Origin of the sequence: Chryseobacterium fluminis (genome assembly GCF_026314945.1) — a bacterium.
In the GTDB taxonomy this organism is placed as follows: domain Bacteria; phylum Bacteroidota; class Bacteroidia; order Flavobacteriales; family Weeksellaceae; genus Chryseobacterium; species Chryseobacterium fluminis.
This window is the reverse complement of the sequence record NZ_CP111121.1, coordinates 4491844-4516446: the sequence shown is the minus strand read 5'-3', so window position 1 is coordinate 4516446 and position 24603 is coordinate 4491844. Positions and strand designations below refer to the sequence as shown.

At 40.3% G+C, this 24603-nt stretch carries 20 protein-coding genes; 12 read left to right on the top strand and 8 right to left on the bottom strand.

Going from position 1 to position 24603, the window contains the following annotated elements; genetic code table 11:
* Positions 1–39: 39 nt before the first annotated feature.
* Positions 40–603, bottom strand: coding sequence for a hypothetical protein (locus ODZ84_RS20695; protein WP_266174309.1), 564 nt, complete (start codon positions 601–603; stop codon positions 40–42).
* Positions 604–889: 286 nt separating this feature from the next.
* Here ODZ84_RS20695 and ODZ84_RS20690 point away from each other — a divergent pair, with 286 nt between their 5' ends.
* Complete coding sequence (locus ODZ84_RS20690; protein ID WP_266174308.1) at positions 890–2269, top strand: DUF1800 domain-containing protein; 1380 nt, start codon at positions 890–892, stop codon at positions 2267–2269.
* A 40-nt stretch (positions 2270–2309) separates the two neighbouring features.
* Positions 2310–3494 carry a DUF1501 domain-containing protein gene (locus tag ODZ84_RS20685; protein ID WP_266174307.1) on the top strand — a complete coding sequence of 395 codons (1185 nt, stop codon included), beginning with the start codon at positions 2310–2312 and terminating at the stop codon, positions 3492–3494.
* A gap of 128 nt (positions 3495–3622) precedes the next feature.
* Here ODZ84_RS20685 and ODZ84_RS20680 read toward each other — a convergent pair whose 3' ends face one another.
* The 3 genes from ODZ84_RS20680 to ODZ84_RS20670 all read right to left on the bottom strand — a co-directional run bounded on the left by ODZ84_RS20680 (position 3623) and on the right by ODZ84_RS20670 (position 5512).
* The gene (locus tag ODZ84_RS20680) at positions 3623–3754 is read right to left on the bottom strand and encodes a hypothetical protein (RefSeq protein ID WP_266174306.1); all 132 of its coding nucleotides are present in this window, start codon (positions 3752–3754) and stop codon (positions 3623–3625) included.
* A gap of 234 nt (positions 3755–3988) precedes the next feature.
* Positions 3989–5008 (bottom strand): helix-turn-helix transcriptional regulator, encoded by a 1020-nt coding sequence (locus ODZ84_RS20675; protein WP_266174305.1) that lies wholly within the window; start codon positions 5006–5008, stop codon positions 3989–3991.
* A gap of 171 nt (positions 5009–5179) precedes the next feature.
* Entirely contained in the window at positions 5180–5512 is a 333-nt protein-coding gene (locus ODZ84_RS20670) for a HopJ type III effector protein (protein WP_266174303.1), read from the bottom strand.
* A 100-nt stretch (positions 5513–5612) separates the two neighbouring features.
* Between ODZ84_RS20670 and ODZ84_RS20665 the strand changes: the two genes are divergently transcribed.
* Positions 5613–6995: an RtcB family protein gene (locus ODZ84_RS20665; protein WP_266174302.1), complete on the top strand. Its 1383-nt coding sequence runs from the start codon at positions 5613–5615 to the stop codon at positions 6993–6995.
* Positions 6996–7230: 235 nt separating this feature from the next.
* Positions 7231–8439, top strand: a complete 1209-nt coding sequence (locus ODZ84_RS20660) for a hypothetical protein (RefSeq protein ID WP_266174301.1) — start codon at positions 7231–7233, stop codon at positions 8437–8439.
* Between the two features lie 109 nt (positions 8440–8548).
* On the opposite strand, the gene cobC is transcribed toward ODZ84_RS20660, so the two are convergent.
* The 3 genes from cobC to cobT are packed head-to-tail and all read right to left on the bottom strand — an operon-like array spanning position 8549 to position 10872.
* Positions 8549–9100: an alpha-ribazole phosphatase family protein gene (cobC, locus tag ODZ84_RS20655; protein WP_266174300.1), complete on the bottom strand. Its 552-nt coding sequence runs from the start codon at positions 9098–9100 to the stop codon at positions 8549–8551.
* The gene (locus tag ODZ84_RS20650; protein ID WP_266174299.1) at positions 9085–9867 is read right to left on the bottom strand and encodes an adenosylcobinamide-GDP ribazoletransferase; all 783 of its coding nucleotides are present in this window, start codon (positions 9865–9867) and stop codon (positions 9085–9087) included. The genes cobC and ODZ84_RS20650 overlap by 16 nt, the downstream gene beginning before the upstream one ends.
* Complete coding sequence (gene cobT, locus ODZ84_RS20645; RefSeq protein ID WP_266174298.1) at positions 9868–10872, bottom strand: nicotinate-nucleotide--dimethylbenzimidazole phosphoribosyltransferase; 1005 nt, start codon at positions 10870–10872, stop codon at positions 9868–9870.
* A 913-nt stretch (positions 10873–11785) separates the two neighbouring features.
* Here cobT and ODZ84_RS20640 point away from each other — a divergent pair.
* From ODZ84_RS20640 to ODZ84_RS20610, 7 genes are all read left to right on the top strand, one after another.
* Positions 11786–12541, top strand: a complete 756-nt coding sequence (locus ODZ84_RS20640) for a nucleotidyltransferase domain-containing protein (RefSeq protein ID WP_266174296.1) — start codon at positions 11786–11788, stop codon at positions 12539–12541.
* Positions 12538–13374, top strand: a complete 837-nt coding sequence (locus ODZ84_RS20635) for an SIR2 family NAD-dependent protein deacylase (protein WP_266174295.1) — start codon at positions 12538–12540, stop codon at positions 13372–13374. Before ODZ84_RS20640 ends, ODZ84_RS20635 begins: the two co-directional genes overlap by 4 nt.
* Before the next feature lie 124 nt (positions 13375–13498).
* Positions 13499–14566: a nucleotidyltransferase domain-containing protein gene (locus ODZ84_RS20630; RefSeq protein WP_266174294.1), complete on the top strand. Its 1068-nt coding sequence runs from the start codon at positions 13499–13501 to the stop codon at positions 14564–14566.
* A gap of 155 nt (positions 14567–14721) precedes the next feature.
* A complete protein-coding gene (locus tag ODZ84_RS20625; protein WP_266174293.1) occupies positions 14722–16431 on the top strand; it encodes a WG repeat-containing protein in 1710 nt (569 codons plus the stop codon).
* A gap of 3 nt (positions 16432–16434) precedes the next feature.
* Complete coding sequence (locus tag ODZ84_RS20620; protein WP_266174292.1) at positions 16435–17979, top strand: toxin-antitoxin system YwqK family antitoxin; 1545 nt, start codon at positions 16435–16437, stop codon at positions 17977–17979.
* A 134-nt stretch (positions 17980–18113) separates the two neighbouring features.
* Positions 18114–19148, top strand: coding sequence for a pYEATS domain-containing protein (locus tag ODZ84_RS20615; protein ID WP_266174291.1), 1035 nt, complete (start codon positions 18114–18116; stop codon positions 19146–19148).
* Between the two features lie 122 nt (positions 19149–19270).
* Positions 19271–20329, top strand: coding sequence for a hypothetical protein (locus ODZ84_RS20610; protein ID WP_266174290.1), 1059 nt, complete (start codon positions 19271–19273; stop codon positions 20327–20329).
* Between the two features lie 62 nt (positions 20330–20391).
* Here the strand turns inward: ODZ84_RS20610 and ODZ84_RS20605 are convergent, their stop codons facing one another.
* Positions 20392–22653, bottom strand: a complete 2262-nt coding sequence (locus ODZ84_RS20605; protein ID WP_266174289.1) for a polyribonucleotide nucleotidyltransferase — start codon at positions 22651–22653, stop codon at positions 20392–20394.
* A 501-nt stretch (positions 22654–23154) separates the two neighbouring features.
* Between ODZ84_RS20605 and ODZ84_RS20600 the strand changes: the two genes are divergently transcribed.
* Positions 23155–24570, top strand: a complete 1416-nt coding sequence (locus ODZ84_RS20600) for a sugar MFS transporter (RefSeq protein ID WP_266174288.1) — start codon at positions 23155–23157, stop codon at positions 24568–24570.
* Positions 24571–24603: the final 33 nt, after the last annotated feature.

Below are 24603 nucleotides of genomic sequence, written 5' to 3'. Positions count from 1 at the left end.
GAAAAGGTTTGGCAAATAATTGCTTATATTTAAATCTAACTACTTTCCTAATGGAATATTGTAGGAGAATCCTACCCCGAGGTTACCTACATTATAGTCCTGGTTTGGCAAATCTCCGTTATCTCCTACGAATACCTTCTGATATTGTACAAAGAAATTCCAGTCTCTGTTGTGATATCCGATTTCAGGCTTGATATAGAAACCCCCGTTCGGTCTGTCAAGAGTAGAATTTGAAGCTACTTTGTCGTCTCCTACCAGGAAACCGTATCCTAAGTCAGTTCCGAAATAGAAACCGGTTTGTTTCGGATAGATTCTGATTAATGCTGCTACAGGTACTACGCCTACATCATTGTTATCATATCCGTTGTTGCTTTTTCCGAAGTAGTGGGTATATCCTGTCGCAACACCCAATCCAAATCCCGGAGTGATAAGGTTCTGATAAGCTACATCTACTCCAACTGCAGCAGAAGTATTATCTGAAGGGACTGCTAATCCAACATTAGCCCCTACCTTAATCATATTATTCATTTGTGAGTCCTGAGCACTTAGTACACCTGCCGTCATCATACCAGCAAGCAGTATTGTCTGTTTTAACATTTTCATAACTCTAATTTTAAATTTTACTATTCATAGACATGTAAAAATCGTGCCAACAAAGCCTTTTGTCATCATGTTAATACTCAAAAAGCATTCAAATAAATGTGAATCAGCTGATTAAATTTCAGTAAAAACTAAATGCACGTTTAAGTAAAAAATCACCTTACTGCTGTTAAATAGTAATGGGGTTCAAGTAAAAACTTCCGGAACTTCTTTCAGGTAATATTAATAAATCTTAACCGTTATCATTTTAACCTTTTTTCACCAATACCATCAAAATTAAAATATTCTTATGGCAGGTCCCTCTTTACTTCATAACAAGCATCTTCTCTGGCGCGCGGGCTTCGGCGCAGGCATTAATCAGATGAAAAACCTTGATAAAACAGACCCTTCCGTTTTAATAAAAGATCTGTTTACCGAAGAAAATTTCACGGAGGTGGATTACGAGACGCCTGATCTTGATATCGCAGATTTGATGAGCGATCAATCCCCAGCTGAAAAGAAAAAAGAAATGCAGAGGATCAACCGACAGCAAAATGAGGAGCTGAATCTTAATTTTCTTAATAAAATGGTTAACAGCAAAGAGCAGTTACGAGAAAAAATGGCCTTTTTCTGGCACGGACATTTCGCGTCGAGAGTACAGAACCCCAAATTCAACAGACACCTTTTGAATGTGATGCGGAAAAATGCACTGGGAAATTTCAGAGATCTTTTATTTGAAGTCAGCCAGGCTCCTGCTATGTTGAATTTTCTGAACAACCAGCAAAATAAAAAGGATCATCCTAATGAAAATTTCGCCCGCGAAGTGATGGAGTTATTTACGATGGGAAGGGGAAATTATACCGAAAGAGATATCAGAGAAGGCGCAAGAGCGTTTACAGGATGGGGCTATGATAAGGAAGGAAATTTTACTGAACGAAAAAAACTTCATGATGAAGGATCAAAAGACTTTCTGGGCAAAACCGGTAATTTCACCGGAACCGATGCTTTGAACATTATTCTTGATAAAAAGGCTACAGCTCATTTTATTACCACTAAGATTTATAAATTCTTCGTCAACGAAAATGGCGATGCAGCCATTATCAATAAGCTGAGCGAACAATTTTACCATTCCGGTTATGATATCCGGAAGCTGATGACCGACCTGTTTTCCGGTTCGTGGTTTTACGATCAGAAAAATATCGGAAACAGAATCAAATCGCCTGTAGAACTGATGGCGGGAATGATGAGAACGCTTCCCATGAATATTCAGAACCCTGAAAACCTTATTGTTTATCAGAAGCTTTTGGGTCAGATGCTTTTATATCCTCCGAATGTAGCGGGATGGCCCAGCGGGAAATCATGGATTGACAGTTCCACGCTGATGCTGCGGCTACAGATTCCCCAGATCTGGTCAGGATTACGTCCGCTCGATTATCGGCCTAAAGAAGATGATGACCTGGATATGGGATTGAAAAATAAGACCGATACGCTTACCAAAAGCTTCAAAAACCCCAACATCACCATTGACTGGTCCAGGATAGAAAATATTTTTCACGGAAAAAAAGTTGAAGACTATCTGATTCAGAACAGTTCTTCACTGGATATGACCTCTGTAAAAAACTTCTCGGACAACAGCATTAAAATGAATGTTATAAATTTAATGTCGACTCCGGAATACCAGCTGATGTAATGTAAATGTGAGATGCCGTTTTAACCTCAAAAACTAAATTATGTTAATCAAAAGAAGAGAATTCCTAAAAATAAGTTCACTGGCTACAGCCTCTTTCATGATGCCCAATTTTTTAAAAGCCATGGCTTTCGATGAAGCTCTGGAGCCCGACCGGAAAATTTTGGTGGTACTGCAGTTTACAGGGGGAAATGACGGGCTTAATACAATTATTCCCGTAAAGAACGACATTTATTTCAGAGAAAGAAATAAGATTGCCATTACAGATTCTCTTCCCCTGACTGATGAAGCGGGAATCAACCCGGCACTATCCTATTTCAGAGAACTGTATGACAACGGAGAACTTTCCGTCATGAATAATGTAGGTTATCCCAATCCGGATAAATCACACTTCCGGAGTATGGATATCTGGCATTCGGCGAGTAAAAGCGATGAATATCTGGAAACGGGCTGGCTGGGACGTTTTTTAGATGAGGAATGTTACCGTTGTGAGCATCCTACGCAGGCATTGGAAGTAGATGACATGCTGAGCTTAGCCTTAAAAGGTAACCATAATAAAGCATTTGCTTTTAAAGATCCCAAAAGGCTGTATCAGACCAGCCAGGAAAAATATTTCAAATCTTTGTATGACCATCATCACGATGACGAAACCGTATCCTATCTATACCAGACCTTAGGTTCTACCATTAATAATGCAGATTACATTTTTGAGAAAAGCAAAGCCAAAAAGACCGGCGAGAGCTATCCGAACTCCCAGCTGGGAAAAGACTTTAAAACCGTATCTTCATTAATAAAATCTGACATTAACACGCGTGTTTATTACCTTTCTGTGGGAAGTTTTGACACCCACATCAACCAAAATGAAAGGCAGCAGAAATTATTCGGAGACATCAATGAGGCCGTAAAATCCTTTGTGGCAGATATGAAAGCCCATGGACTTTTTGAAAATATTCTGCTTATGACCTTTTCAGAATTTGGCCGCAGGGTGGCCCAGAATGCCAGCAACGGCACGGATCACGGAACTGCCAACCAAATGTTTTTCATCAGTGGCGGCCTGAAAAAGAAGGGAATCTTAAATGCACTTCCTGATTTAACCCATCTGAATGAAGGAGACCTGATTTATTCTGAAGATTTCCGGAAAGTCTATGCAACGATTCTCAGAAACTGGCTCAAAGCAGATTCTTCAAAAGTGCTGGGATGGAAAAATGGGGTGTATGATTTTGTGTGATCACCGTGTCTTAGCAGCTATGCCGTACCATTATTTCAAAATTTTGCAGGAAGTCAATCATTGAAAAATAAAAAGAGAATGCTTAAAAAAAAACACTCTCTTTTTCTATAATTTCGAACTAACTACTTTTACATCGGCGCCGGCAGCTGCTTATCTCCATCCACCTTTTTGTCAAGCTGTTCAGATATTTTTCTGACTACAAACTCAATAACTAAAGGGGCTACAAGGGCTACGACTGCTTTTAATATTCTGGATTTCATAATGTTTATTTTTCTTAATAATTACAATTTTCAAGCCATAATATTAAGCCGTCTGATTTATTTCTGTCATTTTTTTCACATATGATCATAACAATAGATATCTCAATCAGAATAATTACTGATGTATAAACGTTTTATACGCGGTGTTGAATAACTGTTCCGGATAAAAACCGATACGGTATCAAATTGAAAACTCAATATAAATTTCTCCTGCTGCTACCTGAACCGTTAACTTTAACCCTCGTCTTCTATAACGAGCTGCTCATAATTCCTGAAACCTGCCTTAAATTTTTCCTGCAGCCTTAATCTGAGTTTTCTCGGCTTGTGCACAATCAGACATTCTCCGAAACCTAAAAGCAGCCTTTCCAACTCATAATTCAGCTGAACACAAATCCTGAATACGGTGCCTTCTTCTGTTTCACTCACAATTTCCTGACTTTTGTGAAGAGGTTTGGTTTTTACATACGGCGCATTGGAAGAATCCACAAAGAATACAACGTTTCTTGGTGCCATGGTACGTGAAACCGTCACCCCGACAATATCCTTAAAATATTCGTCACCATCGAGATTCAGGTCAACGTAATCTATTTTTTCTTCAATCCTGATGCTTTCCATTCGGTCCAAAGCCAGATTATAGATATTATGTTTATTGGAACAGATTAAAAACCAACGGTTATTGAATTCTTTCAGCAATTGAGGATGAACAACATAAGAGTCCGAGATTCGGGCTTTGAAACTTCTGTAGCCAATCGTTAAAACTCTTTTATGCAAAATCGCATCATATAAAATATCGATATGTTCCAGCCCCTTCAGCTGCTCATTTTTATCCAGATGAATAATCGATTTCTGATGGGTTGCATGGATTGAATCTTCCAGCTTTTGAATCACCCCGTTCATCTCTTTGAACATCGAGAAATCTTTAAACTGCTTTAAGATCTGTACTGCATTATTCATCGCTTTCAGATCACTCTCGTTCACCGAAATATTATGAATGCTGTAATCGGGATCACTGTAACGGTAATATTTTCTTTCGTAGACCTCAATCGGAGCTTCATAGCCAAATTTTTCACTGCGCATATTCTGGAGATCGAGCTGTACGGTACGTTTGCTCACAAATGATTCTTTTCCCTCAAATTCGAACAGTGCTTCCGAACATTCGTCGATGAGATCTTCTAAAGTATATTTCCGGTACTTGTTCTTCAGACATTTATCTAATGTCTTGTAGCGGATCAGGGCGTTTTTATTAGATGACATGATTTTTTTATTTGTATTGGGCGTGTCCCTTCGTTTTCCGGCACCTGACCTTTCGTCACTCCGGGCCGGGCTGCTGCAGGCTTCACTTCGTTCCGGTCCCGTCTTACAACGGGACTCTTCCTTTCAGTCGGACCTTCCGCATCCCTCACGCGGACGCGGTGCACAGAAACATTACTTTTCCGTTAAAGCCTCCCCTTCAAAAGAAATTCCGTTCCATCCGTATTCCATGAAGTTTCTGATATTCTGGTGGTCTGTTCCTTCAGGATTTTTTAATACTTCTTCTCTGTAAAAATCACCGAACAGACTTAGAGTATCTTCCTTAGACAACCCTTTCTTTTTTGCAAAACTGAATACTTTACAGGAACCGTTATTCTGATCTGCTTCATTCACGGTATTTCCGTTGGAGAATTTTGTAGGGGTAAAGCTGTAATTTTCATCTATGTGAGCGATCACGTCTTTGAATTGAATTGTTTGCGGTGCGTTTTTCAGCTGTTCTAATACCATATTTTCAAAATTTTCACCAAAAATAATTAAAATAATCCTATCTACGCAAAAACACTGCACACTTGTACCGTTACTTTGCATCAACAAAATGAAAGAACATATGGAATTTACAGGAGATCATTTAATAGAATTAGGATACAGACCGGCAAAATGGTTCAGGGAAGCCATTGCCCATATTAACGAAAATACATGGGACGAAACCCAGATCAGTGAATATTTAGAACAGTTCAGACAGCCAGAACTCGTTCCGCTTCATGAAACAGCTAAAGACTTTATCATCAACATCCGTGCTGAACACGAAAGCGAAAACGATAATGTGGAAAAAGTTATTAATACCATGAAAGTACTGATGAAAACCCCTACATTGGTGGAAGGTGCCATCATGCCGGATGCCTGCCCTACAGGTCCTGAAGGCCAGATTCCGGTGGGTGGGGTCGTGGTGGCCAGAAATGCGATTCACCCCGGATTTCACAGTGCAGATATCTGCTGTTCGGTGATGCTGACCGATATGGGAAAAGCAGATCCTAAAGAAGTTCTTGATGCCGCCCATTCGATCACGCATTTCGGATACGGAGGAAGACCGAGAGGTGAGCAAATGGAGATGTCCCGGGAACTGATGGAAGCTTTCAGAAAAAACGATTTCCTGAATGATGAAAAATTAATCAGCATCGCCCGTTCTCATATGGGAACGCAGGGTGACGGAAATCATTTTTTATTTGTAGGCGTTTCAAAAAATACCGGAAATACCATGTTGGTGACTCATCACGGATCAAGAGCTCCCGGAGCGGCTTTGTACGATAAAGGGATGAAGGTAGCCAACAGGTTCCGACTGGAAATTTCTCCTGAAACACTGAGAGAAAATGCCTGGATTCCCTATGAAACCGAAGAAGGAAAATCGTATTGGGAGGCCCTGCAGTTAATAAGAGCATGGACCAAGGAAAACCACACTTCGATTCACGATGCCGTGGTAAACAAAATGGAAACCGAGAAACTGGACCGGTACTGGAATGAGCATAATTTTGTTTTCAGGGACGGGGATTTATTTTACCACGCAAAAGGTGCAACACCGCTGGATGATAAATTCATGCCTGATATCACGGGTCCCCGACTGATCCCGCTGAATATGGCAGAGCCTGTTCTGATCGTTCAGGGAAAAACGAATGCGCGGAATCTTGGTTTTGCTCCTCACGGGGCAGGAAGAAATTTCAGCAGGACGCAGCATAAAAAATCTTTGGCTCATAAAACGATTGCAGAAGTTTTTGAAGAAGAGACAAAAGGGCTGGATATCCGTTTTTTCTCTAATGAGATTGATATTTCCGAGCTTCCCACAGCCTATAAAAGTGCCAAAAATGTGCGGGCGCAGATAGAAGAATACGGACTTTGTGAAGTTCTGGATGAGGTGCTGCCCTACGGATGTATTATGGCGGGAGACGTTCAGAAAAACGCACCGTGGAAGAAAAAGAAAAAATTCAGAAAAGCGTAATTGACAATTTTCAAAAACTGCCATTTTATACCCTTATCGTACAGATAAAAATTAGAATCAGCCTTGCAGGACCACGCCACGCAAGGCTGATTTATGAAAAATAATGAGTAATCCTGTTTTTTTGAGGTTCCTGTTTTTCAAAAGATTGAGACAGCATATCATCTTTTTACCTATATTTGCAGCCGCTTAATTTTAGATAAGCGTACTCATTAAAAAAATAAAACTATTAATCTCTATGAAAAAATTATTATTTCTTTTACTCGCCGTATTTACCATATCTTCATGCTCTTCGGGCAGCGACAGTGGCAGCGATTACAATCCGGGCGGTCAGTCGAATGTAAGTGCAAAAGTCGTTACTTCAGCGCCCACCTTTACTCAGGGCGAAATCAAGTTTAACGGAAATGTGGTATCTACCGGATCCGGATATTACTCCAGAGGATTCTGCTGGGGGCTGAATATCAACCCTACCCTCAATAACGGACAGTCCGTATCTGAAAGTACGAATACCGTCGGCAGTTATTTCCTGACAAAAACATTCTCATATGATTTCTCAACCTCTACCACGTATTATGTAAGAGCATATGTCGTGATGGGCAACGGAGAAGTTGCTTATGGGGATAATGTAACTTTTACAACTCCCGAAAAACTGATGCTGAATCCAAAAACAACAAAAGCGATTTACACGACTTCGGCTACCCTGAATGCAGAGATTGCCGTGTATTATCTGGATTCTATCACACCGGATGAAAAGGGATTCTGTTACAGAACCAGTGCGGGGGTAAATATTACGAATGGTCAGAAAGTATTGAATACTGTTCCCAACTATTATACTCCTAATTTAGAATTGGAAGTAACCTCTCTGCTTCCTAATACTACCTATTATGTAAAAGCGTATACCAAAGAAGGTTCCAAAGTATACTACTCTGCTGAATATACGTTTAAAACAGCCGGAGCAACGGGTGCTTCCGGGGGAGTGATATTTTACGATAAGGGAGAGTTTACAGACGGATGGAGATATATGGAAGCTGCACCCGCTAACCTGATCTATAACGGTTCCAACAAAATCAGATGGGGATGCACCGGCAGCATGGTCAACCAGACGCAATCTGTCATGGGATCAGGTTCAGCCAATACAACGAGAATTATGTCTCAGTGTACAGAAGCCAACTGTGCGGCAAGACTGTGTAAAAATTATACCATTAACGGCCTGAATGACTGGTTCCTGCCATCAGAAGAAGAATTGATGGCGTTTTATAAAAGTTCTAAAAACGTTTATAATATTGCTACCAATCCGTGGAATGATGTGTCTGATAAATATTTCTGGAGTTCTACAGAAGCACAGAACTCCAGTGATGCCAGAATTCTGGACGGCTATGCCGGTTATATGTGGGGCTATACCAAGAGCTACAATATGGTAAGGGTAAGACCATTCAGAAGATTCTAATATTCCAACATATTTTATACAAACCGCTAATTGCTAGCGGTTTTTTTATTTTGTCCCTCTCCGGTCAGAATGATTCGCGAATCCATATAGCATGCATACAGGATACCGTTTATCTGTTTAGACTTTTTACTGACGTCAGGCCGTCCTTTACGACAATCACCGTTCTTCTGCCATAACCGGTTTCGATTCGGAACATATTTTCCAGAGGAAATTGTAAGACCGACTGAAGCACAAGACGGATCACACCGGCATGGGTTACGATTAATATTTTATTAAGATTCTCTTTGGAAACCAGTTCGTTCCAGAATGCTGAAACGCGGGTTTTCATATCCATAAGACTTTCGCCGTCCGGTGCTTTTACATGAATAAAATCCTCATACCACAGCTGGATTTCTTTTTCCGGAATATCCGTCCATTTTTTCAGTTCCCAGTTTCCGAAATTCATTTCCCTGATTCTTTCGTCAGTTTCATAATTCAGCTGAAAATGCTTTGCCAGCAACTGACAGCGCTGGGACGGGCTTGAAATAACGAGATCAAAATCCTTATCCAGAGAAATTGAATTAAGATCATCGGGATTATTCCTCAGCGGTATTTCTGCGAATCCGTAACATACATTATCCGGATTTTCTACGGCAGTATGCCGAATCAGATGAATTTCCATACGATGATCGTTCCTAAATAAAATAACACTTCACAAACCTGCTGAACGGTGCCGAGGCAGTCTCCGGTATATCCTCCGATATGCTTCTTAAAATACCATCCCAGGTATATTTTCCCGAGATAGGCTATCATCAAGGCAAAGATCAGCCGCCAGTCAGGAATCAACGAAAAAGCAACTATAACAGCCATAAAACTTATGAACAGAGAAATCCTGTCCAACGGTTGATGAGCCAGTGGTTTCGACTTGCTGACGTCTATATCCGTCACGTACTTATGCGTATAAATCATCGTTCCTGCCATAAACCGGCTTGAGGTATGCGCCAGAATGATAATGGCCAATATTCTGATGACATCTGCAGTGGCCAGTTCTTTTATGCTGAAAAATTTCAGTGCAAACAATAAAATAATTCCGATTGTTCCATAGGCGCCGACACGGCTGTCTTTCATGATCGTCATGATCTTTTCTTTACCGTAGCCGCCACCGAAGCTATCGCAGACATCTGTAAAACCGTCTTCGTGAAAAGCACCCGTCAGCAGTACATTGGAAATCATCATTACAACAATAGCGATTTCCAGATTGAAAAGCTTCAGAGAGATATAAAAAACCGCCGCATTGATCAAACCTACCAACAGTCCTACCCACGAAAAATATTTCTGGGATTTATTCATGATGTCACTGGAATACGGAACTTTGAACGGAACCGGAATCCTTGTAAAAAACATCAGAGCCGTTGCAAAATAGATCAGTTCATTCTTCAGACTCTTCATTTATTCTTTATTTGAAACGTTGGCATCTCCAAAACTGGACATCTCATTCAGGAAATTAACCGCACTTTGAACGATCGGATATGCCAATGCGCAGCCTGTTCCCTCTCCTACCCTTAAATCAAGATGTAGCAGCGCCTTCTGTCCCAGTAATTCCAGTAATCTGAGGTGTGCATATTCACCACTGACATGACAGAAGATACAGTTATTTAAAATTTCAGGACTCTTTTTCCACGCTGCCGACACTGCTACGGTTGCAATAAATCCGTCCACTAAGATCAGCATATTCTGCCGGTAAGCTTCTTCGATGGCACCGATCATCTGGACAATCTCCAGCCCGCCGAAGGTTTGTGCAATTTCATCAGCCATTTTAAGATCAGGATATTTTTCAGCAGCCTCTGTCAGGATGCTGATTTTATTCCGGAGCTGGGTATCATTAAGACCGGTTCCACGGCCCACGCAGTCTTTGATAGGGATAGTAAATAACCTGCTCATCATCAGTGAAGATGCTGAGGTATTTCCAATGCCCATTTCACCAAAACCGATGATATTAGAGCCTGTTTCTGCAATTTCTTCAACAACAGATTGACCGTTTTCCAGCGCCTGCTGATATTCCTCAAGAGTCATTGCCGGCTCCTCCAAAATATTACGGCTTGATTTCCTGACTTTTTTATCGATCAGCTCCAGGCCTTCGGGAAAATCAAAATTAACTCCTGCATCTACAATTTTAAGATCAATTCCGTTCTGCCTGCAAAATACATTGATCGCTGCTCCGCCTCCCAGGAAATTCATCACCATCTGATAGGTTACTTCCTGCGGATAAGCACTGACTCCCGCTGCGGCAATGCCATGATCGGCTGCGAAAACAATCAGGTGAGGTTTTACTAATTCCGGCGAGGTGGTCTGCTGAACCATTCCTATTTTATGAGCCAACTGCTCCAGCGATCCTAAAGCCCCCAGGGGTTTTGTTTTAAAATCAATTTTGTGTTGTAATTCGTCTGCAAACATTGATGTCTAATATGTTTTTGCAAATTACTAAAATCTATGTAATTCTACAGAAATTTAATTTTTACAGGCTATTTTTTCATGCCTTCATACAGAAAAGGCTACCTCACTGCTACCGCACGAATCCTTTCACTGCTACCGCACGAATCCCTTCGTGTGGTTGTCTGTAGTAAACCACAAAGGAGATCCGAAAGATTTCTAAACACTTAAGTTAATTAAAGTAATATACTTTACGCAAAAGAAGTACACGTAAGTTTTTTGAAAATCTTTGATTCACCTCATGTGAACTTAATTCTGCGGTACTTTTTTCAAACTTTCTAGAGTGTACTTAAGTGTGAGACAGTAAATACCACACACTGCTACCTCACTGCTACCGCACGAATCCTTTCACTGCTACCGCACGAATCCCTTCGTGTGGTTGTCTGTAGCAAGCCACAAAGGAGATCCAAAAGATTTCTAAACACTTAAGTTAATTAAAGTAATATGCTTTACGCAAAAGAAGTACACTGAAGTCTTGTTAAAAATCTTCTGATTTTCTTCTGAAGCACACTTAATTCTCTTCCCGAAATAGTCCTTCGAAAGTTTCCACCACTGACAACCGGTTTTCAGCCGTTTATAATGATCTGAATTATTTTTACCAAGTCAAACTTCGTAGAAAATTCTCTTTTCCCTCTGCTTAAATGGTAAAATCCATTTCTCTATTTTATCTTTGCTGATGAGTTGCAGATTGTTAGTCTTTTACATTGCAATCTAAAATTGCTAATTTTCTCGGAACTCTTTTTCCTGAATAAGTTTAACAACCTCAGAATGAGAAAGTGGAAAATTATAATGATATCTTATAAAACTTCCCATTAAAAAGTACGACGCAAAAAGATTACGCAGTTCCTGTATTACTTTGTCCTATAAAATTAAAACAATGACACCCGAAATACTGAAAAAGCTGAAAGAAGTTGAGGAAAAAAGGGGGATAGAAATACTTCTTGCCGTAGAGTCCGGAAGCCGCGCCTGGGGTTTTGCTTCTCCTGACAGCGACTATGACATCCGGTTTATCTACCGGCACGAAAAAAACTGGTATCTTTCGCCCTGGGATAAGGATGAAACGATAGAATTTATGACAGAAGATGATCTCGACGGTTCCGGATGGGATCTGCGGAAAACTTTTCATCTTCTGCACAAATCGAATGCTGCCTTGCTGAGTTGGTTTTACTCACCGATCATATACATAAAAAACGATCGGTTTTTTGAGCTTTTTAAACCTCTTGCTGACGAATGCTTTTCCCCGATAGCGGTTTCTTACCATTATCTGAGCATGAGCAAAAAATACCTGGAAGCCTGCAGAAGTGATGAAGTAAAACTAAAATCCTACTTTTACTGTCTCCGAACTGCTTTAACCGGAAAATGGATTCTGGAAAAAGGAACGGTTCCACCGGTTTTGTTCAGCGAATTGCTGGTTTTGGTAAATGCTTCCACCAAAATGAAAATAGAAAATTTAATCGCATTAAAGGCTACTAAAGATGAATCGTATTACCATCCGAATGACTGGGAGCTGTTTGGGTTTTTGGAAGAGATGGTAAAGATTAATGAGGAAGGAGCCAGACTTCTGAAAGGGGGGAACGCGGATAAAAATGAGATGGAGAGGGTTTTTCGGGAGATACTAAATTTAAAAAAATGAAACCAACATTACAAACACTTATACAGGAGAATTTACAAAAAAAGAAAAAGAATTTATTTTCGTTTCTTACAGGTGCAGGAATTTCCTCAGAGAGCGGACTGCCTACTTACCGTGGAATCGATGGTATTTGGATCAAAGGAACACAGTATCACAAACCAGAAGAATTTGGGACATTTAAATATTTTAGTAAAAACCAGGAAGAAGTCTGGCAGTACAATTTATTCTGGAAAAAGCTGATCGAGGAAGCTGAACCCAATCAGGGGCATTTTACCCTTTCTGAAATAGAAAATCTGCTGGATAAAAAATTTCAATTGATTACCCAAAATGTAGACGGACTTCATCAAAAAGCAGGCAGTAAAAACGTGTTTGAAATTCACGGAAATAAGCAAACGATACGGTGCGCCTCAGAATGCAGCAGTATCATGTTGATGCCTGCAGAGTTAAAATCCAAAGAACTGACCGAAGATCTTACAGAAAAAGACATAGAACTTTTGCATTGTCAGAACTGCGGAGACTGGCTTCGTCCCAATACATTATGGTTTGATGAATCGTATAATGAAAAACTGTATTTTCTAAACTCTACGTTAAGGGCTGCAAAAAAGACAGGGATTCTCTTTATAATCGGAACTTCTGGAGCAACTACATTACCTCAAATGATTGCAGAAACAGTTTTACAGTACGGAGGGTATCTGATTGAAATTAATACCGAAGAAGACAGTTATTTCTTTGAACGCTTTTCTGGGACAAAAAAATATATGTTGATCAAAGAAAGAGCAAGTGATGCTTTGATGAAGATAAAAGACATGATAGAAAAACATGAAACTATTGTCTGAAAATACTATAGAGTTCGATGAAAGCGAAAAAAATACAGGATAGAAAATAACCTTAGCCAGATTGAAAACAGAAAGTAATCGAATGGAAAAATAGATTTTTTCATTCTAAAATAATAATCAAAATATGTTAGCTATAAAATCTCTGAAATCCCGCAACCTCATCCTCCTCGAGTCCATCTCAGGAAGCCGTTCCTTCGGGCTCGCTACAGAAAATTCCGATACCGATATCCGGGGCGTCTATTATCTGCCGAAAGAAGACTTTTTCGGTCTCCATTATATTCCGCAGATTTCCAATGAGACCAATGATATTACATATTATGAGATCGGGAGATTTGTAGAGTTGCTACAGAAAAACAATCCGAATATCCTTGAAGTCCTGGCAAGTCCGGAAGACTGTATCCAACATAAAAATCCATTGATGGAGTTGCTGAAGCCTGAAGACTTTCTTTCGAAACTGTGTAAAGATACGTTTGCCGGATATGCCATTTCACAGATCAGGAAGGCCAAAGGACTCAACAAAAAAATCCTGAATCCTATTGACAAAGAAAGAAAAACAATTCTCGATTTCTGTTATGTTCTGAAGAATCAAGGTTCTGTGTCTTTGAAGAAATGGCTGCGGGAGAGCGGGAAAGATCAGGAAAAATGTGGTTTGGTGAGCATAGACAATACCAAAGGAATGTTTGCGCTTTTTTACAGCGAAACGGGAGATCTGAATTATAAAGGAATTATTCAGAATGAAGAAGCCAATCAGGTTTCTGTCTCATCAGTTCCGAAAGATGAAAACCCGGTCGCTTATCTGTTCTGTAACCTGGATGCCTACTCTACTTACTGCAAAGATTACCGCGAATACTGGAAATGGGTTTCGGAGCGGAATGAAGACCGCTACAATGTCAATCAGACGCACGGGCAAAACTACGACAGCAAAAATATGATGCATACCATTCGCCTTCTACAGTCCTGCGAGCAGATTTTTAAAACCGGTTCCCTGAATATCCGTGTAGAAAACCGTGAGGAATTGCTGGAGATCAAAGCCGGAAACTGGTCTTATGAAGCTGTGATGGACAAAGCTGAAAGCCTGATTCAGTCGATTGAACATTATCATTCAAGATCGACTCTGCCCGAGTTTCCCGACCTCGATAAAACGACAAAGATTCTGGTGAACATCAGGGAAGAACTGTATCAGATATCCTGATAAGAAAGCGGGAAATAAGGAAGTTTTAAAAAGAACTTTCTCAGGGATCATTTAAGGTTATCAGTCGATGATAACCTTAATTTTACTGTTATCTTTATTTCCAGCCTATACCCTTTAAAACTTAAAAAATTACCTACTTTTGCAAAAACTATAGAATGAAATTTATATTCTCAAAGAAAACGGGTCTTTTACCTCTATTCTTTTTAAGTCTTAACCTTTCAGCTCAGGAAATTTATATTCCGTACCGGGACGGTAAATTATGGGGTGTTTCCAATGAGGCGGGAACAGAAATAATCGCTCCGAAATACGATTCCATCAGCTTCAATGTGCAGGATGATTATGACTTCAAGCTTTTTCATACGTATAAAAACGGAAAAAGAGGCGTTATTCTTGATGGAAAGGAAGCCCTTTTGCCTGAATACAAAGATGTTTTCGCTACCTACCGGGGGTATATCATCGGAGAAATGGATGATGAAAAAAAGCATCGCATGATCATCGATAAATCCGGGATAAAAATTACGGAACAACCTGTATTAAGTATTCTGAGATCCGAAAGTTTTGGCAAAGAGTATGCTGAAAATACGTACAGTACGCTTTTTCATCTGCTGAATGACAATATGAGAGAAGATCTCTTTGTATGGAATCCTAAAGAACAGAAAAGCACTTTCATCTATAAAGATTACTACTCCATTGCTTTAAGAGATGATAAAAAATCCAGACAGCTAAACCTCAGTTTCAGAAAAAATGAACCGGACCCTTTAACGGAAGTTACCTTAGTTTCCGATGGTAAAAGCCTGGTCCCGTATGTTACGAAAAATAACAGGGAAATGATCGTAAAACATATTCCGGAAAGATCTTCTTATTACGGAGGGTCCCAGGAAGGTGTAAAAGCACCTCATTATGCATCTCCGGACACCTATTCCGATAGCGTAAGCTACACGCCACCGCCTCCTCCGCCATCTACGGGAAGGGGAAGTTCTTCATCTGAAGTAAAGCCTGCCGGGACTTCTGCTGTGAGTGAAGCTGCGCCGAAAATGCCGTCTTATATCCAGGTGAGCTATTCGCTGGAAAACAACATTCCTAAAGCCGTGTACAGCTACGGTTATCAGAAGGATGCCAAAAAAGTGACAAAAAGACTGAAGCTGCCGCGCAAAATAAAAAACCTAGCGGTGGAAAGCTTTAAGGGCAGCCAGCCTCAGAGAAAAAGTGGGGATTCTGTGTATACATACAGCAATTATATCACATATACCACCAAAAATAAAAAAGCCATCCTGATCACCGGAGATAAAGCCACGGAATATGACAGCATAAAAATGCTGAATCCAAGCAGAGACTCGGGATACCAGGGGATTCTTTACCTGTTGGGCCAGAAGGATAGGAAAAACGGAAAGATGAAGTTTTCGTTCATGGACGGAAATCAGCGGCAGTTTTCTGAATTTGATGAGCTGATCGTGAACGATGTCTTCGGAAACTATGATTTCAGCTATTGGACCATTAAGAAAGACGGAAAGTATGGTGTAATCAATCCTCAGGGAGAACTGATCCTGCAGCCTGTTTATGATGAGATCGTTAATAAAAAGGTTGAAAACGGCTACGGAAATTACCTTCGTCTTAAAAAGGACGGAAAATATGGATTTTTAACGCCTACCAGAGAGAAACCGACTTCAGGGATTAACTTCCTGGAACCGGTGTTCCCGTACCGGATCCGAAACGTGTATATGCAGTATCCGTACTGGCAAAGTGTATTTTCCTCAACATCGGCAAGAAACGGCAAGAAAGGAAGCTTACTGATTGCCCTGGAAGACGAGAAAGGTGATTTATTAGGATACGCAGATAAAAACGGCCAGCTTTACTTTAAAAACTAAACTATGAAATTCAGATACTACAGCATCGCCCTTCTTTTGACCGGTATTTCAGTAACGGCACAATACCGCGGAAACAGTGATTATGACTCTGAAGTCTTAAATTACACCGTATTAAGCAAAGATAAATCGAAATTATATGAAGAGGCTTTCTTCAAAGAGATAGAATTCTCACCTGAAGAATTTTATACCGAAATTACAAAACTGGATAAAAATTACGATGTTCTGGCATCACTTCCGGCCAAAGGTAAAACTGCAGAACTCACAACCGTTATTTATGACGGCTTTACCACTACGACTCCATTTAAAAACAATGTTATTGACGGGGTCAAAAAAATCTATTATCCGGGAGGTATTACATTTCAGGAAATTCCTTATAAAAACGGAAAGATAGAAGGCCTTTACAAAGTCTACGATCAATCCGGAAAACTGCTGTCTGAAGTTCCGTACAGCAATAATCTTAAAAACGGGGTCAAAAAAGTTTATTTCAATGATCGGAAGGACCGGTATGATGAGAAAGAATACATCATCGAAGGCACGTATAAAAACGGAGGTCTCATTGGCCCGATAACGATCCTGAACGATAAGCTTAAAATCATTTATCCGGGTGATTTCAGGAAAGGAAAAGTAGAGCTTTCCTATGAAGGCATCCCACTGGTGGATTACAACATCATCGATCGGGATGTGAGAAACGGAGTCTATACGGCATACAGCATCACCAACGGTGACGGAAAAGATCCTAAGCAGCCCAAAAAGCGTATAAAAAGCTATTCGGCAACCTATTTCAATAATGAATTTAACGGTTATGTCGAAAAATACAGTAAAGACGGTGAGTTGCTTTCGAAGAACCTGTACCGTTACGGAAAACCCATCGGTACGCATAAAAGCTTTTACGCACCGGGAAAGATAAGATCGGAATCGTATTATGATCCGTCGGGAAATAAAACAGGGACCTGGAAAAATTACGGTACTGAAGGGGATGTTATCGGGATCATCACTTATAAGGATGATAAAAAGAACGGATTGAGTGAAGTCTACCAGAAAAATATTCTGAAACACCAGGAGCTTTACCAAAATGACAAAAAGATCTCCGGAAAAGTTTTCGACGAAGAAGGGAAGCTGCAGGCCGAAGATGTCTATGCAGACTATCAGTTTGTAAAATCCATCGCCTATTTTAAAAATGGTAAAACGCAGTATATCCAGCATTCGGACGGGGAGAAAACCTTTTATGACCAGAATGGTAACGTTATCCATTCGAATAAATACAGAAACCGCAAACCGGTAGGCATTCATAAAGCGATCAGTTATGAAAAAGATAACAGCTACAGAATTTATTCTGAAACGGAGTACGGCGATGCAGGCGAACGGATAAGAAATGTATGGTACGACGGAAAAGGCACTGCCAACGAATCCTACTACAAAAAGGATAAGATTCACGGAAGATCCACTAAAACGGCTCCGGACGGAACCAAAACGGTAAGTTATTATTTTGAAGGGAAACCCGTAAAGGAAGATGAATTCAAAAAACTGACAGAAGAAGCTAAAAAATAAAACTTTAAAACCATCGAAGAATCGGTGGTTTTCTTTTTGATGAAAGAACGGTAAACGCAATTTTAAAACTACACAAAAGGGGTATTGAATAAAGACCTGAAAGTTGAGAAATTTGAAGGTATAAAAACGATACCATGAAAGAATTACCTTTAAAACACAAAAACCAGGATCTGAAAACGATCTGGGACTTTCTCCTGATCTCCATTATTGCAGGTCTTGCGATCTGTTTCCTGGTAGGATTGCAAAAAATCGAAACCAATCTCACCACCTATTTCGAGCTGTCCGGAATTTTCATCCTTATCGGTGGCGCCAGCTTTGGAATCGGTGGTTTATCAGGCTTTTTATTCGGCGTTCCTAAGATCCTGAATCCTGAAGGCAATCATGCTGACAAAAGAAAGATCATCAGCCAGAATGACAACCTGGTCCAGATCAGTGACTGGCTCACCAAAATAATCGTAGGTGTGGGACTGACACAGCTGAATAATATTCCGGGGTACCTGAGCAGGCTGGGAATTTACTTTTCGGGAATCCTGAAAGATAATACCGTAGGCTCCCCTGTCATCATATCCATTATTCTGTATTTTTTAATTCTTGGATTCCTATCGGTGTACTTATGGACCCGGATTCATTTTATCGGGATGGTAAAAAAGGTGGAAGATAACCTGGAAGAGAAATTGGAAGAACAGGAACAGAAAGTAAAAGCCATCGCCGAAGCCGTCAATGATACTCAGCAGAAAATGACTGACATCGGAGGCGGTAAAAGAATTACCGAAAACCTGGAAGCTTTAAGAGCCAATATCAATAAAATGGCCGGAAGTGATTCTGATGATCCTCAGAAAGGAAAATGGGGCGGACTGTCAGAAACGAATGAAAGAAAAGTGACTGCAAAAGTGGAATCCTCCGATATCTCCACCTTATATAAAGTGACCCTTGAGGTCATCAGCACCCATCCGAATTATCCCTTAACAGGATTTGTGAAATTTCACCTGCATCCGTCATTCAATAATTCAGAGCCGTTGATTGCCGTCACCGACGGAAAAGCCACTCTGGTATTAAATACGGTATATGGTGCTTTCACCGCCGGTATAGAAGCAGATGAAGGAGCAACACAACTGGAAATTGATCTAGCCGAACTTCCTGGGATTCCTGAGGAATTTAAAGACCGATAATATCCTGAATGTGAGATTAATCATCTTAATTAATTATTGCTATGATTTTCAGATACTTGAGATCATTCCACCAAGTTATTTGGCATAAAATTGGCACGCAGCAATCTGTAAAAACACATCCTATGAAATTTCTAAAAAAGCTGGTGAAAGGTATTGCCTTCACGCTGTTATTTCTTCTCGCATTACTGCTGCTTTTCATTGTTTTAATAAAAAAAATGCCTGAAAAGGAGTATAGTCAGCTGGATGCCACAGACCGAAAAATGTTTGACGAACTGACTCTTCAGTACAAAAATTTTAGAGAGAAACCTGATGCAATCTGGACTTCTTCTTACCGCTACGATCAGAAACCCCTCATTCTTATCCGGTCTCAGAAAAATAAATCGATCTGGCGGTATGTCTATTTAATCAATGCCGGCAGGTATATTGATCCTAAAAAATTCAAAAAAATTGATTTTCCGGGAAATCCCTATCTCACCGATGTATACGCTGCGACCACCCTGGGAAGTCTGTCTGCAGAATATTGGATTCCGGGAGCGTTTACTTTCAGCCTTCTTAAAGGCAAAAAAGTGCTGGCCTTCAAGTATTATCCTGAACTATTTCAAAAAGAAGGAAGCTTCCCGGATTTTAAATATTTCTCCATGCATGAAGCCTTCCATGGATATGCCCAAAAGACCTGGATGTATGATAAAGACGCAAATGACCACATCATCGATTATCCTTTTAATAAAGAACATTTCGACCTTCTGAAAAAAGAATATGTCTTACTGGATCAGGGTCTGAGAACTGATGATACGATAGAACTAAATGATATCATGAGAGCATGGGTACAGATCAGAAAAGAACGATATAAAAGATGGCCCCAGCTTATTAACGAAGCCAACAGTGAAGCTATAGAGGGAACAGCCAGATATATTGAGTATAAATATGCTGCTCTTATTGGTAAGCCAAAGCAGTTTATTACGGATCATTCGGGGAAGGTATTTTCTTTTTCACAGGGACTGGAAATGATTCTTCATGATGAAGCAAATTATTATCTGTTGACCCGATCCACCTCCTACGACAAAGGCGCTGCATTAGGCTATATTCTCGATAAACTGGATCCTTCATGGAAATACAAAATCGAGGATTCACCTTCTCATAAAGGGATGACTTTGTATGAGATTTTAAAATCACGGTACTGATGTACAGAAAAAATCCCTCAAAAAAAATTTTGAGGGATCTGTTTTATTTAGAATTGATGCTTTTACGCTTCAGTTGAAGGATTTTGATCATCCGCAGGTTTTTCCCCTTCAGGTCTTCTCTGTCCTTCCGGTCTTGCCGGTCTCTCTGGTCTCCCCTGTCCTTCTGGCCTGCCCTGACCTTCCGGTCTTGGTTTTCCTTCCGGTCTTGGAGGTCTTGGTAAAAGAACTTTTCTTGAAAGCTTCATTTTTTTACGGTCATCATAACCCATGAATTTCACTTCTACTTCATCCCCTTCTGCATACGGAACTTTATCCAAACGCGCCCACTCGATTTCAGAAATGTGAAGAAGACCTTCAGTACCTTTCGCAATCGCTACGAAAGCTCCGAAATCCATTACTTTTACTACTTTACCGCTATAAACCTCGCCTACAACAGGAACAAAAGTGATTTCGTTGATTCTGGCTACCGCAGCATTGATTTTCTCTCTGTCGGTACCTGCAATCTCAATACGTCCGATTTCACCTTGCTCTTCAATAGCAATAACCGTGTCGGTATCTTTCTGTAGCTGCTGAATGATTTTTCCGCCAGGTCCGATCACCGCACCAATGAAGTCTTTGGAGATCTCCATTACCACCATTTTCGGAGCATGAGGTTTCACATCAGCTCGCGGTTCAGAAATTGTTTCCGTGATTTTATTAAGGATATGTAATCTTCCGTCTCTTGCCTGCATCAGTGCTTTTTCCATGATATCCATAGAAAGTCCCTGAATTTTGATGTCCATCTGACACGCAGTGATCCCGTCTTCGGTTCCTGTTACTTTAAAGTCCATATCTCCCAGGTGATCTTCATCTCCTAAGATATCAGAAAGTACGGTGAATTTACCGGATTTTGCATCCGTGATCAATCCCATCGCAATACCGGAAACAGGTTTTGTAATCTGTACTCCCGCATCCATTAATGCTAACGTTCCTGCACACACTGTTGCCATAGAAGACGAACCGTTAGATTCCAGAATATCAGAAACAATTCTGATGGTGTACGGGTTTTCTTCAGGAATGACAGCCTGTAAAGCTCTCTGAGCTAAGTTTCCGTGTCCTACTTCTCTTCTTGAAGTTCCTCTGAGAGGTCTCGCTTCTCCGGTGGAGAATGGAGGGAAGTTATAGTGAAGGAAGAATTTTTCGTCATGTTGAGAAATCACGCTGTCTACCATATTGGCGTCTTTTACAGAACCTAAAGTTACGGCTGTTAAAGACTGGGTTTCTCCTCTTGTAAATACGGCAGAACCGTGTGCTCCCGGAAGGTAATCAATTTCTGACCAGATCGGACGGATCGTCTGAGGATCACGGCCATCCAGACGGATATTGTCTTCAAGGATCATCTGACGCATCGCTTCTTTCTCTACGTCGTGATAATATACTTTTACGAAAGGTGTTACTCTTTCCAGTTCTTCTGCATTATCTACATACTGAGCAAGGAATTCTTCGCGTACCGCTTTGAATTTTTCACCTCTTTCTTCTTTTCCGGAAGGCGTTCTTGCCACTTCATATACTTTATCATAAGTTTCTTTCCATACTTTCTCACGAATCGCCTCATCGTGGTTTTCGTGAGAATATTCTCTTTTAGGGAAAGATTTTCCTACTTTTTCTGCCAGTCTCTCCTGAGCTTCGATCTGCTTTTTAATTTCAGCATGACCGAATTTAATGGCTTCTAACATTTCCTGCTCAGAAATTTCCTTCATTTCCCCTTCCACCATTACGATGGAGTCTTTGGTAGCTCCCACCATAATATCCAGTTCTGAACTTTTTAAAGCTTCATAGCTCGGGTTAATGGCTAATTCTCCGTCGAATCTTACGACTCTTACCTCAGACATTGGCCCGTTGAAAGGAATATCCGTAATGGCAATCGCAGCAGAAGCCGCCAAACCTGCCAAATCATCAGGAATTGTCTGTCCGTCATAAGAAATCAATGAAATCATGACCTGAACTTCCGCGTGGAAATCTTCAGGAAAAAGCGGGCGCAGAACGCGGTCTACCAAACGCATCGTTAAGATCTCCTGATCAGAAGGCCTTGCTTCTCTTCGGAAAAAATTTCCTGGAATTCTTCCTCCTGCATAAAATTTTTCTCTGTAATCTACCGTTAATGGTAAAAAATCAACACCTGGATTGGCTTCTTTATTGGCTACCACAGTAGCTAAAAGCATGGTTCCGCCTAATTTTACGACCACAGATCCATCGGCCTGTTTCGCCAATTTCCCCGTTTCTAAAGTAACTTCTCTGCCATCTGCAAGAGTAATCGTTTCTGTAAACGCTTGAGGTATACTCATAAATTTTCGTCTCTGGTACTCCGTATTGAGTACGATTAATATTTAAACTTTTTAAATTTTCGTATGCAAAGGTAATATATTATAATGATTTTTTAAATTTTTAGTGTCAAAATATCAGGTCAAAGCATGAATTTATCCTTTAAAATACACTATTTTATAATGATTGATCCGTCTTCTAAAGTCTCACTTTGAGAAAAACAAATGATGTATCCTTTTATTATAAAGTTTTAAATACTACAGGAATTTCTTTTTAGAATACTTAAATTAATGGGGCAATAATCACCTATTCAAAAATACATGAAATAAAATTTAAGATAAAAACATCATAAAGTTTGCAAAAAAAGATGATGTTCCCCTATATTTGCCTGACTTCTTTATAAAATCATAATAAAAAGTTCGGACTTTTATTAGAGGATCCATTAAAGAGAAGATTATCAACCGGTTGTGATGACTTGAATTAAAAGGAGATCATAAATTCTCTTTTACTAAATATGTATGTATATGACTAATAATGAAGTAAAATCGCAGAGCAGGAACTATACCGTTCCGCTTATCACCATTACGCTTTTATTCTTTATGTGGGGATTCATCACGTGTATGAATGACATTTTGATTCCTTACCTGAAACAGCTTTTCAAACTCAGTTTCTTTGAGTCGATGCTGGTTCAGTTCTGTTTCTTCGGCGCTTATTTTATCGGCTCGTTAATCTATTTTTTCATTTCCATTTCCAAAGGTGACCCGATCAATAAGGTAGGGTACAAAAAAGGAATCCTGTTTGGGATTTTTCTGGCCGCATTTGGATGTATCCTGTTTTATCCTGCAGCCACATTCTCTTACTATCCTCTCTTTTTGGGAGCTTTATTCATTCTGGGATTAGGATTTACTGTTTTACAGATTACAGCCAATGCTTATGTTTCATTGCTGGGCTCGGAAGATTCTGCATCCAGCCGACTGAATATGACGCAGGCTTTTAATGCTTTCGGAACGACGATCGCACCTGTATTGGGAGGCCATCTGATCTTTGAATTCTTTTCTTCTGCCGACGGCTCATTCAGTGCTGTAGCGACAAGAATTCCCTATTTAATCTTTGCAGGAATCTTGTTACTTGTTGCTTTATTAATTTCAAGAGTAAAACTTCCGTCTTTCCAGACCCAGGAAGAAGAGATCGTGAAAGGCTGGGGAGCATTGAACTACAGCCATCTTAAATTCGGGGTTTTTGCCATGTTCTGCTACGTAGGCGGCGAGGTTGCGGTAGGAAGTTTCATTATCAGTTTCCTTGAAGAAACGATGAAATTCAATGAGGCGATCAGTAAAAATTACCTTTCATTATATTGGGGAGGTGCGATGATCGGCCGTTTTCTCGGGGCTATTTCATTGAACCATTCGATCAGTCAGGGCAAAAAAGCTCTTTTTATGTTAGGCGCTGCCGCTGTGGTTTTCCTGGTGATCTTCAGCATCGTAGACCTGACTTTTGCCCAGATCAGTTTCTTCCTTGTATTTATCGTATTGAATTTCATAGCCTTTTTCATTGGTAAAGCGGCTCCGGCAAGAACACTTTCTATCTTCGCGGGAATCAACGTTATTTTACTGATCTCCGCCATGGTAAATCAGGGAGAACTGGCGATGTACAGTATTCTGGGAATCGGGATTTTCAATTCTATTATGTTTTCCAATATTTATACGCTGGCTATCTCGGGGCTTGGAAAATACACGAGTCAGGGATCTTCACTGGTGGTGATGGCCATTTTAGGAGGAGCGATCGTACCGATCTTCCAGGGATACCTGGCAGACCAGTTTGGTGTTCAGCATTCATTCATCATTCCCGTCTTTTGTTATCTGATCATTCTGATTTTCGGTGCGTACTGCACGAAATACCTGGGTCATGTACAGGCTGCAGAATCTAAATCGGGGCACTAATTACGTTAATAACAATTTAAAAATAAAAATGAG

Excerpts from the sequence above, each read along its gene's own strand:
- ODZ84_RS20685 (WP_266174307.1), top strand. The coding sequence starts at position 2,310 with ATGTTAATCAAAAGAAGAGAATTCCTAAAAATAAGTTCACTGGCTACA.
- ODZ84_RS20605 (WP_266174289.1), bottom strand. The coding sequence starts at position 22,653 with ATGAGTATACCTCAAGCGTTTACAGAAACGATTACTCTTGCAGATGGC.
- cobC (WP_266174300.1), bottom strand. The coding sequence starts at position 9,100 with ATGGAAATTCATCTGATTCGGCATACTGCCGTAGAAAATCCGGATAAT.
- ODZ84_RS20695 (WP_266174309.1), bottom strand. The coding sequence starts at position 603 with ATGAAAATGTTAAAACAGACAATACTGCTTGCTGGTATGATGACGGCA.
- ODZ84_RS20625 (WP_266174293.1), top strand. The coding sequence starts at position 14,722 with ATGAAATTTATATTCTCAAAGAAAACGGGTCTTTTACCTCTATTCTTT.
- ODZ84_RS20660 (WP_266174301.1), top strand. The coding sequence starts at position 7,231 with ATGAAAAAATTATTATTTCTTTTACTCGCCGTATTTACCATATCTTCA.
- ODZ84_RS20690 (WP_266174308.1), top strand. The coding sequence starts at position 890 with ATGGCAGGTCCCTCTTTACTTCATAACAAGCATCTTCTCTGGCGCGCG.
- ODZ84_RS20680 (WP_266174306.1), bottom strand. The coding sequence starts at position 3,754 with ATGAAATCCAGAATATTAAAAGCAGTCGTAGCCCTTGTAGCCCCTTTA.
- ODZ84_RS20610 (WP_266174290.1), top strand. The coding sequence starts at position 19,271 with ATGAAATTTCTAAAAAAGCTGGTGAAAGGTATTGCCTTCACGCTGTTA.
- ODZ84_RS20640 (WP_266174296.1), top strand. The coding sequence starts at position 11,786 with ATGACACCCGAAATACTGAAAAAGCTGAAAGAAGTTGAGGAAAAAAGG.
- ODZ84_RS20675 (WP_266174305.1), bottom strand. The coding sequence starts at position 5,008 with ATGTCATCTAATAAAAACGCCCTGATCCGCTACAAGACATTAGATAAA.
- ODZ84_RS20600 (WP_266174288.1), top strand. The coding sequence starts at position 23,155 with ATGACTAATAATGAAGTAAAATCGCAGAGCAGGAACTATACCGTTCCG.
- ODZ84_RS20615 (WP_266174291.1), top strand. The coding sequence starts at position 18,114 with ATGAAAGAATTACCTTTAAAACACAAAAACCAGGATCTGAAAACGATC.
- ODZ84_RS20670 (WP_266174303.1), bottom strand. The coding sequence starts at position 5,512 with ATGGTATTAGAACAGCTGAAAAACGCACCGCAAACAATTCAATTCAAA.
- cobT (WP_266174298.1), bottom strand. The coding sequence starts at position 10,872 with ATGTTTGCAGACGAATTACAACACAAAATTGATTTTAAAACAAAACCC.
- ODZ84_RS20630 (WP_266174294.1), top strand. The coding sequence starts at position 13,499 with ATGTTAGCTATAAAATCTCTGAAATCCCGCAACCTCATCCTCCTCGAG.
- ODZ84_RS20620 (WP_266174292.1), top strand. The coding sequence starts at position 16,435 with ATGAAATTCAGATACTACAGCATCGCCCTTCTTTTGACCGGTATTTCA.
- ODZ84_RS20635 (WP_266174295.1), top strand. The coding sequence starts at position 12,538 with ATGAAACCAACATTACAAACACTTATACAGGAGAATTTACAAAAAAAG.
- ODZ84_RS20650 (WP_266174299.1), bottom strand. The coding sequence starts at position 9,867 with ATGAAGAGTCTGAAGAATGAACTGATCTATTTTGCAACGGCTCTGATG.
- ODZ84_RS20665 (WP_266174302.1), top strand. The coding sequence starts at position 5,613 with ATGGAATTTACAGGAGATCATTTAATAGAATTAGGATACAGACCGGCA.